Annotated in this window: 18 protein-coding genes and 1 pseudogene; 4 read left to right on the top strand and 15 right to left on the bottom strand. The window is 46.4% G+C overall.

Annotated elements, in window-relative coordinates:
- Positions 1 to 5: 5 nt before the first annotated feature.
- From ABLT31_RS12625 to ABLT31_RS12580, 10 genes are all read right to left on the bottom strand, one after another.
- The gene (locus ABLT31_RS12625) at positions 6 to 935 is read right to left on the bottom strand and encodes an ABC transporter permease (protein ID WP_367751980.1); all 930 of its coding nucleotides are present in this window, start codon (positions 933 to 935) and stop codon (positions 6 to 8) included.
- 133 nt (positions 936 to 1,068) lie between these two features.
- Positions 1,069 to 2,715 (bottom strand): peptide ABC transporter substrate-binding protein, encoded by a 1,647-nt coding sequence (locus ABLT31_RS12620; protein WP_367751978.1) that lies wholly within the window; start codon positions 2,713 to 2,715, stop codon positions 1,069 to 1,071.
- A 222-nt stretch (positions 2,716 to 2,937) separates the two neighbouring features.
- Positions 2,938 to 3,756, bottom strand: coding sequence for a purine-nucleoside phosphorylase (locus ABLT31_RS12615; protein ID WP_367751976.1), 819 nt, complete (start codon positions 3,754 to 3,756; stop codon positions 2,938 to 2,940).
- 1 nt (position 3,757) lies between these two features.
- Positions 3,758 to 4,942 (bottom strand): phosphopentomutase, encoded by a 1,185-nt coding sequence (gene deoB, locus ABLT31_RS12610; protein ID WP_367751974.1) that lies wholly within the window; start codon positions 4,940 to 4,942, stop codon positions 3,758 to 3,760.
- Between the two features lie 213 nt (positions 4,943 to 5,155).
- Positions 5,156 to 6,040, bottom strand: a complete 885-nt coding sequence (gene xerD, locus ABLT31_RS12605) for a site-specific tyrosine recombinase XerD (protein ID WP_367751972.1) — start codon at positions 6,038 to 6,040, stop codon at positions 5,156 to 5,158.
- 82 nt (positions 6,041 to 6,122) lie between these two features.
- Positions 6,123 to 6,362 carry a DUF4227 family protein gene (locus ABLT31_RS12600; RefSeq protein ID WP_367751970.1) on the bottom strand — a complete coding sequence of 80 codons (240 nt, stop codon included), beginning with the start codon at positions 6,360 to 6,362 and terminating at the stop codon, positions 6,123 to 6,125.
- Between the two features lie 156 nt (positions 6,363 to 6,518).
- The gene (gene fur, locus ABLT31_RS12595; RefSeq protein WP_367751968.1) at positions 6,519 to 6,965 is read right to left on the bottom strand and encodes a ferric iron uptake transcriptional regulator; all 447 of its coding nucleotides are present in this window, start codon (positions 6,963 to 6,965) and stop codon (positions 6,519 to 6,521) included.
- 128 nt (positions 6,966 to 7,093) lie between these two features.
- Positions 7,094 to 7,738 carry a stage II sporulation protein M gene (gene spoIIM, locus ABLT31_RS12590; RefSeq protein ID WP_367751966.1) on the bottom strand — a complete coding sequence of 215 codons (645 nt, stop codon included), beginning with the start codon at positions 7,736 to 7,738 and terminating at the stop codon, positions 7,094 to 7,096.
- A gap of 80 nt (positions 7,739 to 7,818) precedes the next feature.
- On the bottom strand, positions 7,819 to 8,991 hold the full coding sequence (locus tag ABLT31_RS12585; protein WP_367751964.1) for an endonuclease Q family protein: 1,173 nt from the start codon (positions 8,989 to 8,991) through the stop codon (positions 7,819 to 7,821).
- The gene (locus ABLT31_RS12580) at positions 8,988 to 9,539 is read right to left on the bottom strand and encodes an NUDIX domain-containing protein (RefSeq protein WP_367751961.1); all 552 of its coding nucleotides are present in this window, start codon (positions 9,537 to 9,539) and stop codon (positions 8,988 to 8,990) included. Before ABLT31_RS12580 ends, ABLT31_RS12585 begins: the two co-directional genes overlap by 4 nt.
- Positions 9,540 to 9,614: 75 nt before the next feature.
- Here ABLT31_RS12580 and ABLT31_RS12575 point away from each other — a divergent pair.
- Positions 9,615 to 9,659: pseudogene (locus ABLT31_RS12575) on the top strand (hypothetical protein); the annotation flags it as partial.
- Positions 9,660 to 9,681: 22 nt separating this feature from the next.
- Here ABLT31_RS12575 and ABLT31_RS12570 read toward each other — a convergent pair.
- Complete coding sequence (locus ABLT31_RS12570; RefSeq protein ID WP_367751959.1) at positions 9,682 to 10,803, bottom strand: DUF3866 family protein; 1,122 nt, start codon at positions 10,801 to 10,803, stop codon at positions 9,682 to 9,684.
- A 76-nt stretch (positions 10,804 to 10,879) separates the two neighbouring features.
- Between ABLT31_RS12570 and ABLT31_RS12565 the strand changes: the two genes are divergently transcribed.
- On the top strand, positions 10,880 to 11,257 hold the full coding sequence (locus ABLT31_RS12565; RefSeq protein ID WP_367751957.1) for a hypothetical protein: 378 nt from the start codon (positions 10,880 to 10,882) through the stop codon (positions 11,255 to 11,257).
- 14 nt (positions 11,258 to 11,271) lie between these two features.
- Here the strand turns inward: ABLT31_RS12565 and ABLT31_RS12560 are convergent, their stop codons facing one another.
- Entirely contained in the window at positions 11,272 to 12,390 is a 1,119-nt protein-coding gene (locus tag ABLT31_RS12560) for a M20/M25/M40 family metallo-hydrolase (RefSeq protein WP_367751955.1), read from the bottom strand.
- Between the two features lie 70 nt (positions 12,391 to 12,460).
- Complete coding sequence (gene mce, locus ABLT31_RS12555; RefSeq protein WP_367751953.1) at positions 12,461 to 12,895, bottom strand: methylmalonyl-CoA epimerase; 435 nt, start codon at positions 12,893 to 12,895, stop codon at positions 12,461 to 12,463.
- A gap of 179 nt (positions 12,896 to 13,074) precedes the next feature.
- On the opposite strand from mce, the gene ftsW reads away from it, so the two are divergent.
- Positions 13,075 to 14,232: a putative lipid II flippase FtsW gene (gene ftsW, locus ABLT31_RS12550; protein ID WP_367751951.1), complete on the top strand. Its 1,158-nt coding sequence runs from the start codon at positions 13,075 to 13,077 to the stop codon at positions 14,230 to 14,232.
- Between the two features lie 5 nt (positions 14,233 to 14,237).
- Positions 14,238 to 14,333 carry a stressosome-associated protein Prli42 gene (gene prli42 / locus ABLT31_RS12545; protein WP_367751948.1) on the top strand — a complete coding sequence of 32 codons (96 nt, stop codon included), beginning with the start codon at positions 14,238 to 14,240 and terminating at the stop codon, positions 14,331 to 14,333.
- 164 nt (positions 14,334 to 14,497) lie between these two features.
- On the opposite strand, the gene ABLT31_RS12540 is transcribed toward prli42, so the two are convergent.
- Both ABLT31_RS12540 and ABLT31_RS12535 read right to left on the bottom strand, forming a co-directional pair.
- Positions 14,498 to 15,748: a dihydrolipoamide acetyltransferase family protein gene (locus ABLT31_RS12540; RefSeq protein WP_367751946.1), complete on the bottom strand. Its 1,251-nt coding sequence runs from the start codon at positions 15,746 to 15,748 to the stop codon at positions 14,498 to 14,500.
- A gap of 18 nt (positions 15,749 to 15,766) precedes the next feature.
- On the bottom strand, positions 15,767 to 16,750 hold the full coding sequence (locus ABLT31_RS12535) for an alpha-ketoacid dehydrogenase subunit beta (protein ID WP_367751944.1): 984 nt from the start codon (positions 16,748 to 16,750) through the stop codon (positions 15,767 to 15,769).
- Between the last annotated feature and the right edge of the window lie 29 nt (positions 16,751 to 16,779).

Below are 16,779 nucleotides of genomic sequence, written 5' to 3'. Positions count from 1 at the left end.
AAGTTCTATTTCCCCTTCCCGGAGAGTTTAATTCTTGGGTCTATGATTCCATAGGCAATATCCACCAATAGAATCATGAGCATTAGATTAACACTATAAAATACGGTCGTACCCATAATCACCGTATAATCCCGGTTACCGATACTTGTTACAAAATGGCTTCCGAGGCCCGGAATCCCAAAAATTCTCTCAATGACGAAAGTCCCCGTCAAAATTCCTGCGGACAGAGGGCCCAAGTACGTAATTACAGGCATCAGAGCATTTCGCAGTGCGTGCCGGAACGTCGTGGTAAACTTACTCATTCCTTTTGCTTTCGCTGTTTTAATATAATCCTGTGACAATACCTCTAGCATATTAGAACGGGTTAATCTTGCAATAAATGCCATGGGGAGTGCCGCCAATGCGAATGCCGGAAGGACTACTTGCTCCAATGATCCCCATCTGGCCACAGGAAACCAGCCTAGCTTAATAGCGAAGATATACTGTGAACAGGTGGCCAGAATAAAGCTAGGTACGGAAATCCCAAGTACGGCAACGAGCATTGCCGCATAATCCTGCCACTTGTTGTGATAGAGTGCCGCAATGACTCCTAATAGCAAACCCAAACTAATAGCTATCAGTAAAGCAGATAAACCAAGCGTGAAGGAAACGGGGAAACCATCGTTTATTATTTCGTTTACTGTTCTAGCCTTATATTTGAATGATGGCCCTAAATCCCAGGTTGCTACGGATCCAAGATATTTTACATACTGGATCTGAAGCGGATCATTCAGTCCATAGTGCTCCCTCATAGACTCCATAATTTCCTTTGGAACAGCTTTCTCCGAAGTGAACGGATCACCTGGTATCGCTTTCATCAAAAGGAACGTCGCACTGACAATCAGGAACAAAGAAATAAAGAAGAAAATTAAGCGTCTGAATAGGTAGCTTGCCACCCATTAACACCTCCGACAATAAGCAAGGTATATGGCGAGTCATCAAACGGGATGACTCCGCAACATATACCTTTACATGTTTCGTTAACTTATCATGCTTGAATCCAGAAAGCAACTTAATCGTTACCAGCATCTACTCAATATAGGCATATTTGTAATCCACATCACCAAGTCCATGAAGAAGAACGCCTTTTACTTTTTCGTCCTTTACATAAGATCTGGTATAAAAATAGATAGGCATGATGGGCATTTCATCCATTAAGATCTGCTCTGCTTGCCCAAGGATCTGCTTACGTTTCTCAAGGTCTGTTTGCAAGGCTGACTCGTTGAGTAAACGTTGGAATTCAGTATTTTCCCAAAGCGTATCGTTGTTTCCGCCATATTTATCTTTAAATAGCTCCAAGAAGTTGATCGGGTCGTTAAAGTCGCCAAACCAGCCCATGCGGCCAATTTGATAATTTCCATTGTCCTGCTCATCTATTAATACCTGCCACTCTAAGCTGTGAAGCTTGACATCCACGCCTAAAGCTTGCTTCCATTGGTCCTGAATCGCTTCAGCAATCTTTTGGTGTCCTTCACCGGTATTATAGCTGAGCGTAATATCCAACTCTTCCTTCGTTACGCCTAGCTCCGCTAAACCTTCTTGCAATAATTGCTTCGCCCCTTCGACATCATGATCCTCGAAATAGCCGCCTTCACCTACGGCCATCGTTGGGGGTACAACTCCCATGGCAGGAATTTGGTCCGCTTGGGTCACATTCTCTATAATCGCTTGACGGTCAAGGGCATAGGCAAATGCTTTACGTACTTTTGCATTATTGAAGGGTACCCTTTCCGTCTGGAACTTATACCAATACGTGCCGGCAATGGGATAGACATGAAGTCTTCCTTGGTCTCTCAGCGCAGGGATCGCATCGATAGGCAGGTCGGCTGTAGGTGCACCTGCCCAATCCAGCTCTCCATTCTCATACATGTTAAAGGATGTCACGTTGTCTTCAATCATGGCAAATGTAATTCGCTCGAGCTGAACTTTTTCTGTATCCCAATACTGGTCGTTTCTGACCATTTCAAGCATGTTGTGATGCTCCCACTTGGCTAATTTGAAAGGCCCATTGGATACATACTTTTCTGTTGCATTTCTCGCCCAATCTTTGTTAGCCTCTACGATCTTTTGATTGACTGGCATATAGGTATAAAACGCTGTCAATTCCAGGAAGTATGGAATCGGGTTCTCCAGTTCAACTACCAGTGTTCGATCGTCAACAGCCTTGATCCCCACTCCAGTCCCATCCTTAATCTCACCCTTGTTGAATTTCTCTGCATTCTTGATGACATACAGCTGGTAGGCATAATTAGCTGCGGTTTCAGGCATTAGAATACGCCTCCAGGCATATTCAAAGTCATAACTGGTAACAGGGTCGCCGTTTGACCACTTGGCATTTTTTCGGATGGTAAAGGTATAGGTTCTCAAGTCATGGGATACCTCAATATTCTCCGCTGCAGCTTCGTGGGGAACTCCATCTTCCCCCACTCGAGTAAGGCCCTCAAACATTTGGCGAATCAATGTACCAGAAGCGCTATCCTTCGCGAGACCAGGGTCAAGCGTAGGCGGCTCACTGTCGATGTTAAGGCGAAGCACTTGATCTCCCTTATCTTCCTTCTTAACCGCAAGTTCAGCACGCTTATCTGTTATTGGCATAGCCGGTCCGCCACCACAAGCGGTGAGCAGCAGGCTGGAAAGTATAACAGCAGACAGTTTAAAAAGCCCCTGTTTCTTCAAGAAACTAACCTCCCCCATGACTTTTTCTTTATTTCAAACAACTAGTCGAGAAGGTAGTCTTCGAAGTCTTCTGGCATTTTGAGCCCTCACGCCCAAATACGATTATATCATTTTTAATGGTATTTTCTACAATTTTTGCAAGAAATTTGTCATACGCTGCGAAAAATAAAAAGCTGTTCCCCAAAAGTCGGTTTTTCCGACCTTCAGGGACAGCCTTATCATTTATATCTTCTCTATAATTCCTTGGACTAGCCCTAAGAACTTTTCCTTTGCTTTTTCAGCTGTTTCCATAACCTCCCCGTGAGACAAAGGCTGTGGCAAGATCCCCGCAGCCATATTGCTTATGCAAGAGATTCCCAGCACCATCATCCCGCTATGGCGCGCGACGATTACTTCAGGGACCGTTGACATTCCTACCGCATCAGCCCCTATGGAACGCAGCATGCGTATCTCCGCAGGCGTCTCATAGCTTGGTCCAGTCAATCCGGCATATACTCCTCGTCTCAAGGGGATTCCCTGTTCCGCTGCCGCTTGTTCTGCTAAACCGATCAATTCTTTGGAATACGCTTCGGACATGTCAGGGAACCGCACTCCTAGGCGATCATCATTCGCTCCAATGAGAGGATTTCTCCCTGTCATATTCAGATGATCCTCAATGATCATCAAGTCCCCCGGTTCAAAGCTTGTGTTTACGCCTCCGGCAGCATTCGTTACGATAATTTTTTTCACGCCAATGGCGGCCATTACACGGACGGGAAAAGTTACAGTATCTAAGGAATATCCCTCATAAAAGTGGAACCTCCCCTGCATGGCTACGACATTCTTTCCCCTCAATTGGCCAACGACTAATTGGCCTTTATGGCCCTCCACGGTCGAAGCGGGAAAATGAGGAATTTCATGGTAAGGGATAGCCTTTGGGCTGGTGATTTCCTCTGCCAATACTCCAAGGCCAGAGCCAAGGATCAAGCCGATCTCCGGAACCGCATCAAGTTTGGCACTGATATATTCCTTTGTCTCCTGGATCTGTTCAAAATTTAGCATCCTACAATCCCCCTATGTCCTTTAGAAAACTCGTGCCGATCTCCGGCGCGTTCACCTCGAAATTCTCTGCTACTGTAGCTCCAATATCCGCAAAGGTCTCTCGTACCCCTAAATTTCCCCCCTGAGTAAGACCTGCATGATAGACAAGTAAAGGGACATACTCCCTCGTGTGATCTGTACCATGGTGAATGGGGTCATTGCCATGATCCGCAGTCAGGATCAATAGGTCTTTTTCTCGCAGCTTGCTTTGGATTTCTGGCAATCGAGCATCAAAGTCTACTAGGGCCTGGCCATATCCGATAGGATCTCTGCGATGACCAAACAAGGCATCGAAGTCCACGAGATTAAGAAAGGCAAGTCCCTTGAAATCACGGTCCATCACTTCTAGGAGCTTATTCACGCCATCCATATTGTCCTTGGTTTTAACAGAATCGCTTACCCCTTCGCCAGCATAAATATCGGAGATTTTTCCTATGGCGATAGAATCATATCCGGCGTCCACCAAATGATTCATCACGGTTTTTCCAGGCGGCTTTAAGGAATAATCCTTGCGATTTGCTGTTCTCGAGAATTGGCCGGGACTCCCGATAAAAGGCCGAGCGATTACTCTCAGCACCGGATATTCACTTTGCTCTAGCGTAAGCTCCCTGGCTGCTTCACAAATTCGATAGAGTTCATCAAGAGGAACCACCTCTTCATGGGCAGCAATCTGAAAAACAGAATCAGCTGAAGTATAGACAATAACATCTCCTGTTTTTATATGCTCTTCTCCTAGTTCAGCGATAATCTCCGTTCCTGATGCGGGTTTGTTCCCTAGCACCCCTCGGCCAATGCGCTTAGAAAAGGTCTCGATGAGTTCTTTAGGAAATCCCTCTGGGTATGTATTAAAGGGAGTAGAAACCTTAAGTCCCATTATCTCCCAATGCCCGGTGCTCGTATCCTTTCCCACAGAGACCTCGGCCATCTTTCCATAATGGGCTTTCGTTTCCGATGGCGCTTCGACTCCTTGAAGAGCCTCGATATTCCCCAATCCGAGGGCCTGCATATGAGGAATGTTCAGCCCATTCATTTTTTCAGCAATATGCCCCAAGGTATGGGCTCCCTTATCCCCAAACTTATCGGCGTCGGGGAGTTCACCAATCCCTACACTATCTAAAACAATTAGAAAAATACGATCAAATTTCATGTTTACCCCCTGAACGAATCTCATTTTGCTTTTTTATTTTTCCCAACCTATTCCTATTTTACCAATGACACTAGAAACTTGGCCGACGCCAAGCTTTCGTTCTGCGTCTCCAGGCTTTCCTCGTGCTGTTCAAATAATCTAACGAAGTTTTAATTCTGACAGGACAAAAAAACGCTCGTTTTCGATCCATAGTTGTATCGAAAGAGCGATGGATTAAGCCCTAGGATGTGCCTTTGAATAAACTTCCCTTAGCTTTGGCTTCGTCACTTGTGTATAAATCTGCGTAGTAGAAATATCGGCATGACCAAGCATTTCTTGGACCGAACGCAGGTCGGCTCCGTTCTCGAGCAAATGGGCGGCAAAGGAATGCCGAAGCGTATGCGGGGTAATGTCCTTGCTGATCTTTGCCTTCTCCGCGTATTTCTTAATCAATTTCCAGAATCCTTGCCTAGACAGCCGGTTCCCATGCTGATTCAGGAAAAGGGCTTGTTCTTCCTCATTTTTTGCAAAGCCTGGACGACCCTTCTGCAAGTAGCTGCCCAATGTTTCGATGGCATATTTCCCAAGGGGGACAATCCGTTCACGGCTCTTATTTATGCACTTCACATAACCAAGCTCAAGATTAACCTCTTCTACGTCAACAGAAAGCATTTCTGACACTTTAGCCCCGGAAGCATAAAGAAGCTCTAGCATCGCCTTATCCCTTAATCCAGCCGGATCCTCAAGGACTGGAGAACTCATTAGGCGTTCAACCTCATCGATGGTCAAGATCTTGGGAAGTCTCTTTTCTACTTTTGGGGATTCAAGATGAATCGTCGGGTCTTTATGTAAGACTTGTTCTCTTAGCAAGTAGGAATAAAAGGATCGTATGGATGCCAAATGACGGGATATCGTCGAAGCCGCTCGGCCTTTCTCCTTTAAATAGTAAAGAAATTGAGTCAGGTCATCTTCGTTTGCATTTTTCAAGTCAGAAACATGTTTGGATTCCAAGAAGTATAAATAAATAAGCAGATCCCTTCGGTAAGAGTCTATGGAATTCTTAGCAAGTCCCTTTTCTGTTTGAAGGTATTCCATAAACTGATTCAACCATGTTTCCATTGGGTTTCTCCTTTATTGCAACAATTTCTCCATAATGTTATTCCACTTCCTTTATTTATTTTCCTGCCTTATCTGCGAAATTTCATTCTCCATACCAATAAAACAACTTGAGCCTTTCTATGGCGCCGCTCTCGGAAGAAGGGTAGAAATGCTCCTCAACCTTCATAACCTTTAGGGCTCTGCCTTCTGGTTTACGATACGGATTGCTCGGCTTGATCACGTCAGAAAAAAATGAAATGACACTGAAAAATATGAAGGTGGTTACAGCAAAGATAATAATAAGTCGAATTCCTTCAAACAATCTTCTGAATGAAATAAACATCTTCCCACCGCCCAATCCCTTTCGGACAAGATTAATTCATCTTTATTCCTATTATGGGCGTAATATACATATCGAAACCTTGAAATTAGAAGTTTGGGATTCAAAGTTCCTCAAAAAAAAAAAAAAAAGAAATCGAAATTCGATTTCTCCTTCGAGTTATTCCGCTTCCCCATGACAACGGTGGCACACGCCATGAAAGGTCAGACGATGATCCGTTATCTTGAAATTAAAATCGCGTTCTACAATATTCTCTACGTCGTCTAGCAGGTCATCCTCAATTTCATCAACCGTACCGCACTGAACGCAGATGAGGTGGTGATGATGGTGGGCTTGATTCTCTGCGCGGAATTCATACCTAGCTACTCCATCGCCGAAATTTATCTTGTGAATCACTTTAAGTTCACTGAGCAATTCCAATGTGCGGTATACTGTAGCTAATCCGATCTCAGGTGCTTTCTCTTTTACTAACAAGTAGACATCTTCTGCGCTGAGGTGATCTTCCTCATTCTCCAGAAGAACTTTGACCGTGGCTTCCCGCTGAGGCGTCAGTTTGTAGCCATGTGAATGCAATTGTTGTTTGATCCGGTCTATTCTTTCTTCCACGTCTATTCCTCCCCGCACCTTGAACGCCATAGTATCTTTGTTCGGTCATGGCACTCCGATCTCACTTCATCCATTATAGAAGAGGCAGACAAAAGAAGTCAAATACGAAATTGCACTGAGGCAACACTTTATACACCCATGACATTAACAACAATTTGCTTCATTAGTTGAGGAGAGACATAGGCTTCAAACATAGAGCATACCGCAAGAAGCGCTCCCATAAAAACAATAAGCAGGGAATACCGGAGGAAATGATGGTAGATCGGCTCCCCTCTTCGAAGAAAGCGAGAACGTATGAGGCGAAGGGAGAAAGAAATGCCCGCCGTACCTACAATAATAATGGCAGGTATAGCGATGAGGTTTTGCGGCAGGACGGACAGTCCTGCAAGCATCATGCCATTCCAGCTCCATTGATTGACCAGAAACCCAACGGTGAAGCCAATGACAAGCCCTTTAAGGAACACCATGACGAGAATGACCGGTAGCCCTATAATCGAAAGTCCAAGAATCCACATAAAGCCGATATACTTAAGGTGGTCTCCCAAAGAATGCTGGAAAGCCATTCTCGCGTTGCTTTCCACCCCTTCATTCATCACTTGAAAAAACTGGCCAAGATACCCCGACAGTTCCTGCTTCTGAGCGAGGGAAAGAGAATTTACAATAACGGCGCCAAAGCTGACACCCATCGTGAAGAGAACTATGATGAACAGGTAAAGCGAAATATTTTCCTTAAGATGCAATTGTATAGTTTGTCCAAATTTACTTTGCCTCATCCCGGTCCCTCCAAAACTCCGCTTATCTGTTGGTCATACTTCACTTTATGCGGGGAGGGGATCAGATATGAGTGTATTTCTTATGTTGGCAGGATCTTGCCGTAACGGCCTCCCCCACCTTCCTCCATCGCCATTTCTCCCATGCGGTTGGTTAGAATGAGACGGGAAATCGGTTCTCCTACAATGGATGCAAGCTGCTCTTGATCCGCTTCGTGCAGGACGTTCATTTCGGTTTTGAAGTGACGCAGCAAATCCTGAATCTTCTTGGGTCCAAGGCCCGGAATGAACTCCAGCGGAACCTGATGGATATATGGCGGGCGGTGATCTGGATGAATGGGCTCTTTTCGATCAGCGATATCCATCAGACGGTTATAGACCCCTCGGATGAGTTGGTGATGACCGCAGTAAGGACAGCGCCCCTCCGCGCCTTCCCGGACCAGTTCGTCACAGGAGGCACAGCGGGTGAGATGGTACTTCCCCAGTTTAGGGTGCAATCCATAATTAGCAGTTATTTTCCGTCCCTCTTCCCTCCATAGCACCTTGCGCAGCTCATCGAAGCTGCATTCCCCCATTCGCATTTTTTGATACTCCCGGGCAATTTTAGCCAGAGAATGGGCATCTGAATTTGTCACAAAAGTTTTGTCAGCAAGCTCACCTAAACAATCTGCCATGTCCGTATCCGAACTCAAACCCAACTCCACGGCCGGTACCAGAGAAGCATCCATGAATTGATGCAACGAAGGCCCACAGTTTCCATAGACGCTCTTGAAAGGGGTAAACACATGAGCTGGGATCAGAATCCCCTTTCCTTCTGTCACTCGCTCCTGCAGCTCCTCCATCGTAGCATAGGCCCGCTGGGTACTTAATTGAATATTCTTTACCCGTTGGGAAAGCCAGCTGGAAAAAGATTTCATTTCCGCTACGGTCGGCAAATAAACAAGGAAGTGGGCGGTTCCCCCGACTTGTTCAAATCGCAGTTCCACTTCACTCCCCAAAATAACGACCGTGTTTTTATACTTCAGCCCGCCCCCAGGAAGCTCTTGCACTTGACCGGAAAGAATGAGTTCATCCATTTCCTCCAGCACTTCAGGGGAGTGCATGTCAATGATCCCGATCATGTCAAGCCCTTTTCTCTCCGAGGCTTCTTCTATAATCCTTGAAAAGGTCAGCGTACGGGATGCTGTGATCTTTACCGCCTTCCCCTTATAGGTTCGGCCAATGTGAATATGGAGGTCAGCGAAAAATTCTTTCATTGCTCCTGCCTCTTCAATTGGGCATTTTCCCAATAGTAGACCGCGAATACCGTTTTGGCATCGATAATGTCTCCGCTTTGGATATACTGGAACGCCTCTTCTAGCGTCACCTCGACCAAATCGACAAATTCATCCTGATCGGGTTGGGCAACACCTGCCTGTATGCCCTGAGCCTCATAGATATGGATAATCTCATCGGCGAATCCAGGCGAGGTATAGAAAGAGGAAACAAATTTCATTTCACTGGCCCTATAACCGGTTTCCTCGATTAATTCCCTCTTGGCGCATGCCAACGGTTCTTCGCCCTTTTCCAGTTTTCCTGCAGGGATCTCCAAGATGGTTTTCTCTAAGGGCTTGCGAAATTGCCTGACCATGATTATTCGATTTTCCGGCGTCACCGCGATGACCGCAACTGCACCAGGATGTTTCACGATCTCTCGCTTAGATAAGTTTCCATTGGGAAGCTCGACTTCGTCTACCTGAAGCGTAATGACCTTCCCTTCAAAAATGAGATCGCTCTTGATTGTTTTTTCATGGAATTTGCTCAAACTTACTTCCTCCCTGTGTTCTAGCTTGTCCTTCGCTTTCATATGCTCTTACAAAAATGAAGGAGGAGCCGGATAATGAAAATCTATTATAATACTAATACAATCCGTGCGACAGGAAAAGTATGGGAGATTCGAGCCAAGCTCAAGGAGTGGTCGAATCTTTCCATAACGCTCCAAGAGCTGCTGAATCAAAAAGGCCATCAGCCTTGCCGCAAGCCATGAAATGGGCGTAATCAGCCGCAATGGCAACCGATTCATAAAACAAAGGATCTTCCCGAAAGCTTCTCCCCATGGTTGTAATGGACTCTGGGTAACGGCTTAGTATATCTTCCAGGTTTCCAAGCCATTCTTTTTTTCCAGGAACCCATCTATGAAAAGAAGAAGGGACAGTTGCTTTCCGCGCAACCTCTTCCAAGACCGGAATCGTAACCGGGACTAAGGTGTGTTCCAGCACAGTGAAGGTATGATGGCTAATGTCCTGATGCCTGCTGCGCGTGTCTGCTCCACTCAATCTTGGAATCAGAATGGGGTTTCCGTGCAAGGATGCTGCGGCATGCAAAAGCTCCACTTGTTCCATACCGGTAAAACCCAACGGAGTCCCAGTTCCAACAATCCCCGGTCCCATAATCACAATAGCAAGGTCCGCCTTAATAATATGTTTAGCAGCTAAAAGACCCGTATAAATGTTTACAGCTTCGAAGTCTCCCCCGAAGGAATGACCGACTGTGACGGTTCCCGCAAGCCACTCCTTTTCTTTTAAATGCTGCACATGCCTGCTAAAGGACATCGGAAGAGAGGCTTTGTCTGTCATGATATAGGCAATTTGCAGGGCCGGATTTATTTGTTTAATATATGTAACTGCTATAGGGAGCATACTATGAAGCTCACCGACCAGGACAGTCATTCCCTCAAGGGACCGATGGCGGTGAAATTCAATGTGAAATGGGCTATTTTGCTCTTCACAGGAACCTGTGGCAATCTGGAAAGGCGTATACCTCAGCTTCATAATATGGCGGTCCCCGCGTATCGCCCGGTCCTCGGTCCTGCCGTCAGCATGCATGACAAAATGATATCCTCCCGTGCCTAACCCAAGCCTTACAGCGGTCGTATTCAGTGTAACCCGTTGACCAACTCCGACTTTTCCTGTAAAGACAGGATAATTGATGGCTTTCTCTTTTTTTTCCAGGATGTCTACCTCAATCTCCTGAATATCTTCCCTTTCGCGAATAATGGCGGTTACAACACCATGAACAGTCTGTATCATCTCTTTCCTCCGGTCATAAGGCCTTTTCATTTGGGGAACATTGAAATTAATGTCTCTAAATGGAGGTTATGAGCGCATGGCCCAACACATTCTCACAAATTTCACCTCACCCGAAGAAGCAGAGCGGGCAAAAGATTATTTGATCAGCGCTGGATTTGAAAACATTTCGGTTACTGGTTCTCAAGTAGAGGTCTCGGCTCTTGATGAAAATTGGATTGCCGCTTATGAGATTCTCAACGGTTTAGGGGGCAGCTTTGAGGAGGAAGGACTGCCGCAGGGCTTTGAAGAAAACTATCGATTAAATGCAGAGGATGATTCGCCTATCCCAGAGCAAGACCTAGAGATGGTGGATCCCGAAGCCTATATCGATCAGAACTTGGGCTATGGTGATTATGAAATCGTTGAACCCTATATCCTTCACGACTTCGCGCAAATGACAGAGAGGGAAGATTAATCTTCCCTCTCTTGTTATTTTTCCAATGCGGTCTGAACTAAGGCCACGACCAGTTCAGCTGCTTTATTCAATTCTTCAATCGGCATTCTTTCATCGGTGGTATGGATTTCCTCATAGCCGATGGCCATATTGACGGTTGGAATGCCAAACCCCGCTACTACATTCGCATCACTTCCGCCGCCGCTGGAAAGCAACCGAGGCTCGCGCCCCACTTTCCTCACCGCTTCCATGGCCTTCTGGGTCACCAAGTCCTCCTCGCCAAACTTAAAGCCGGGGTACATCACTTCAACCTCTACATCGATCCGGGTGTGGAATTCTTCTGCGGCTTCGGCGAAGGCTTTTTTCATTTTTTCTACTTGCGCCTCCATCTTTTCCGGAACGATGCTGCGGGCTTCCGCTAAAATATCCACACGGGGGCAAACAATATTCGTCGCTTGGCCGCCTTCGATGATCCCGATGTTCGCAGTGGTCTCCTCATCGATTCGCCCCAACGGCATCCGCATAATCGCCCGGCTCGCAACTTGGATCGCGCTTATTCCGCTTTCCGGATTGACTCCCGCATGAGCAGCCTTTCCATGGACAACCGCCTTGATCTTGGCTTGGGTTGGGGCAGCCACAATAATATCTCCCACTTTTCCATTGCTGTCTAGAGCAAAGCCATAGTCCGCTTGCAGCATAGAAGAATCAAAAGCTTTCGCTCCCACTAACCCCGATTCTTCCCCAACGGTGATAAATAAACGGATCGTTCCATGCGGGGCATTCTGCTCCTGCAACGTTCGGAGCCCTTCAAGTATAGCGGCAATGCCAGCCTTATCGTCACTGCCGAGGATTGTCGTGCCATCGGATACGACGTACCCGTCCTTCACACTGGGCTTAATCCCCTTTCCAGGCGTTACCGTATCCATATGGCAAGTGAAGTAAATCGTGGGCGCCTCTGCATTCCCAGCTAGCGTGGCTACCAGGTTTCCGGCCCCGTGACCCGTGACCTTCGCCGTGTCATCCTCAATTACTTCTAAGCCGAGCTCAGTTAGCTTCTCTTTCAGCACATCACAGATTTGCCGCTCGTTTTTCGTTTCGCTATCAATTTGGACGAGCTCCATGAATTCCTGAAGCAATCTTTCCTGGTTGATCAATATGTATCCCCCCTTAGGCTTTGCATATTTAAATTATAGCTGTCATTCAGCTTAATTTCCATTTTCTGTCCTATTCCTCATGAGAATCCTTGGATTGCGGCTGGCAAAGCTCAAGCAATACGCCATTCGTGGATTTCGGATGCAGGAAGGCAACCAGATTTCCATGTGCCCCTTGCTTCGGAACCTCATGGATGAGTTTAATTCCTTTTTCCTTGAGATAACCTAGCCGATCCACCGAATCATCGACTTGCAGTGCAATATGGTGTATGCCCTCTCCCTTCTTCTCGATGAATTGGGCAATCGGGCTTTCCGGGCTTGTAGCTTCCAGCAGCTCCAGATGGGTTTCTCCAATCTCCAGAAAAGCCACGCGGACCATTTCACTTTCTACCGTTTCGTACCCGAGCAATTTTAAGCCGAGCAGTTCGGTATAAAACTTAACCGATTCCTCTAAATTTCTCACGGCAATTCCAATGTGTTCAATTTGCTTTGGCGGTTTTGCTTGCATTACTCTTGCTCCCTTCGCATTTATTTATCTGTATAGTGTACAATCAAGATAAATTATTCTAGACTTGTTTGGAAATTCCTTCATCTTTTAAGCTGGTTTCCTTTGGTTTACAGTTTGCATAAAAACATACTATAATAGTATTCTAGGTTGGCAATAAACGAAAAATAGGTGTTGCTTACATGCCCAAATCACGTGGGATCCCTGATTTTCTACTGTTCTTTATGACCCTAGCTCTAGTCGGTTTCGGCATCTTAATGGTGTTTAGTGCCAGCTACATTCTTGCCTATAACGACCCCAATTATAGTGACAGCCTCTTCTTTGTGAAAAGGCAGGTCATGTGGGCGATTATCGGATTAATAGCGATGCTGGTCACGATGAACATCCCCTATACGTTTTACAAAAAGAACTTTCCAACAATCGTGATTCTGTCTTTTTGTTTGCTTTTTCTTGTCTATTCTCCCTTTGGGGTTTCCATTAACGGAGCTCGCAGCTGGGTTCGGATTGGATCCTTTCAATTTCAGCCTGCTGAGTTTGCTAAACTTGGCTTGATCATTTATTTGGCGGGTTTGATCGCTAAGAAAGGGGACAAGTTCCGCACCTGGAAAAAAGGGCTGGTCCCAGCTCTTGTCGTGAGCGGTACCTTCTTTGTCGCGATCGCCGAACATGATTTCGGTGGAGGGTTTATCCTGTTTGCCAGTGCCCTGGCTGTCATTTTTGCCGGTGGGGCCCATCTGAAGCAATTGGCCATGCTATGCATTCCCGTCGCTCTAGCGGGCATAGTTCTAGTGGCTACGACACCCTATCGCCTCTTAAGGATCACGACGTTTTTAGACCCCTGGAATGATGGAATGAACGGATTAGGAAATGGCTTTCAGCTGATCCAATCCCTTTACGCCATCGCTCATGGATCATACTATGGGGTAGGCTTTGGGAAAAGCATCCAAAAGTATCTCTATCTTCCTTATCCGCAAACCGATTTTATTTTTGCCGTCATGGCGGAGGAATTCGGTTTGGTTGGATGCTTCGTTTTTCTATTATTCTTCATCTTGTTTCTGTGGCGCATTATCCATATTACGCTGAAGTGCCAGGACACCTTTGCCCAGCTCGTCGGAATCGGAGTCGTGAGCATGATCTCCATCCAGACCTTTATAAATATAGGCGGGGTTACAGGCATCATTCCGATTACAGGGGTTACCCTTCCTTTCATTAGCTATGGAGGAACCTCCCTATTGATCTGTATGATCAGTATGGGTATTATCCTGAGCATCTCAAGGGAAATATCAAAAAAATCGGCGGATTCTAAGCCCTCATCGAAGGGGCTTCCTATAGGAGGGTAAACTGCATGATTCCAAAAAAATATACGAAAATGGTCGTTTACTTAATCATCGCAACGATGCTGCTATCCACCTTAATCATGGGGGTTGGGTTCTTTTATTAAGAGGGGTTGCTGGAGAAAATCCGGTAATTTTACGAAATGTACGAAAAAAAACGGGTTTTACTAAAGTAACCGGAGAAAGTCCGCTTATTTTACCCTTTTTCTTTAAAAATAGGGAAATAAGCGGAGAATCTCCGGTTATTTTTATGAGCAAGACCAATCCCCTATTAATAAATCTTTGTCTCCGGCCCGTACCCTTCCATTCTTCTCTTTACACTTTGCAGGAATTTCCCGCAAATCAACCCGTCTAGAATTCGATGATCCAATGACAAGCATAAATTCACCATATCACGGATAGCGATCATATTGTCATCGACAACGACAGGTCTTTTCACGATGCTTTCCATGCTTAAGATCGCTGCCTGCGGCGGATTGATGATTGGGGCGGAAAGGACAGAGCCAAAGGAACCTGTGTTATTGCACGTAAATGTCCCACCCGTCAAATCATCTAAGGTTAGCTTCCCTTGCCTGCTCTTTCGGGCTAGTTCATCGATGGATTTTGCGATTCCATAGATGCTTTTTTGGTCCGCATCCTTAATGACGGGTACATATAAAGCGTCGTCTGTAGCCACCGCTATGGAGATATGGATACCTTTCTTCAGAATGATCTTATCCCCAGCCCATTGAGAATTGATCATTGGAAACTCTTTTAGAGATTCGACAACAGCCTTGATCAAAAAGGGCAGAAAGGTAAGGTTGAATCCCTCTCTTTTCTTAAACTCTTCTTTCAACTGATTCCGTAGTCGAACTAAGCTTGAAACATCGCATTCCACCATGGTCCAGGCATGCGGAGCTTCATGTTTGCTTTCTACCATGCGGGCAGCAATGGTACGGCGCACACCCGATACAGGGATCACTTGGTCTTCACCCGATACAGGGACTTGAGCTGCTGGTTCTCGGGTTATTAAGGCCGAATCAGACAGATCAGACGATTCTGCCTGGGGCTTCGCAGCCTCTGAAGAAATCGACTCTACGGACACGGATTCACTCTGACCACCGTCTTCAATCACCCTCAATACATCCTTGCGCGTAATGCGTCCGCCAGCCCCCGTTCCTGTCACTCGGGATAAATCCACTTTATTCTCTTGGGCTAACTTAAGCACAGCAGGGGAATACCGCTGTTTCATAGAACTGGCTGTTACTTCCGTCTGAACCTGAGTCACCTTAACCAGGTCACTTCCCTCTGCCGCAATATAGCAAATCAGCGTCCCAACCGCTACCGTTTCTCCTTCAGCAATTACAATTTCCGTTATCGTGCCACTTAAGGCAGAGGGAACCTCTGCATTTACTTTATCCGTATTGACTTCACAGATCGGCTCATATTTTTTCACTTTATCCCCTACTTTAACGAGCCACTTCGAGATCGTCCCTTCCGTGACGCTCTCCCCGAGCTGGGGCATGAGTACTTGCTCTGCCATATGGACCTCCTTGTCAAATTAGAATTCCGCTAACTCCTTCATGGCTTGGTACACTTTGTCTGGATTCAGCATGAAAAACTTTTCCATAGGAGGACTATATGGCATAGCTGGAACATCGGGCCCGCAAAGACGCTTGATTGGGGCATCAAGTTCAAACAGACACTCTTCGGCAATTACGGCCGATATCTCAGCCCCCAAGCCGCCTTCTTTGTTGTCCTCGTGAACAATAAGGACCTTTCCTGTTTTCCTGGCCGCCTCTACAATTGATTCCCTATCTAGCGGGTAAAGCGTCCGCAAATCAAGAACATGGGCGCTGTAACCGCCTGAAGCAAGCTTTTCTGCGGCCTGAAGCGCAAAGTGCAGTGTTAGCCCGTAAGAGATCACCGTGATATCTTCTCCCTCTCGCTTCACATCCGCCTTGCCTAACGGCAGCGTATAGTCCCCTACTGGAACTTCTCCTTTAATCAGCCGATAACAGCGCTTATGCTCAAAAAACAGCACAGGATCCGAATCGCGAATGGCCGCCTTTAGCAAGCCTTTCACATCGTAAGGAGTAGAGGGGGCTACGACCTTGAGGCCAGGGGTGTTGCAAAACATCGCCTCTACACTTTGGGAATGATAGAGTGCACCATGCACACCGCCCCCATAAGGAGCCCGGATGACCAGCGGGCAATTCCAATCTCCGTTGGATCGGTATCTCATTTTCGCCGCTTCGCTTACAATCTGATTGACGGCTGGCATGATAAAATCGGCAAATTGAATTTCAGCCACCGGTCTCATGCCATATGCTGCCGCTCCAATCGCCACACCGACAATCGCTGATTCCGCCAAAGGAGTGTCCATTACGCGCTGTTCCCCGAATTCCTCATAAAGCCCTTGGGTGGCTCGGAATACGCCGCCGCGGACACCGACATCTTCTCCTAAAACAAACACTCGTTTATCCTGCTGCATTTCTTCCCGCAAGGCTTGCGTCACTGCATCAATATACGAGATGATTGGCATTGCTTTTCCTCCTCTATCGTCATCTCTCC

It is taken from the genome of Ammoniphilus soli, from assembly GCF_040813775.1.
The sequence above is the reverse complement of the archived record's forward strand: the minus strand, read 5'-3'. Positions and strand labels throughout refer to the sequence as shown.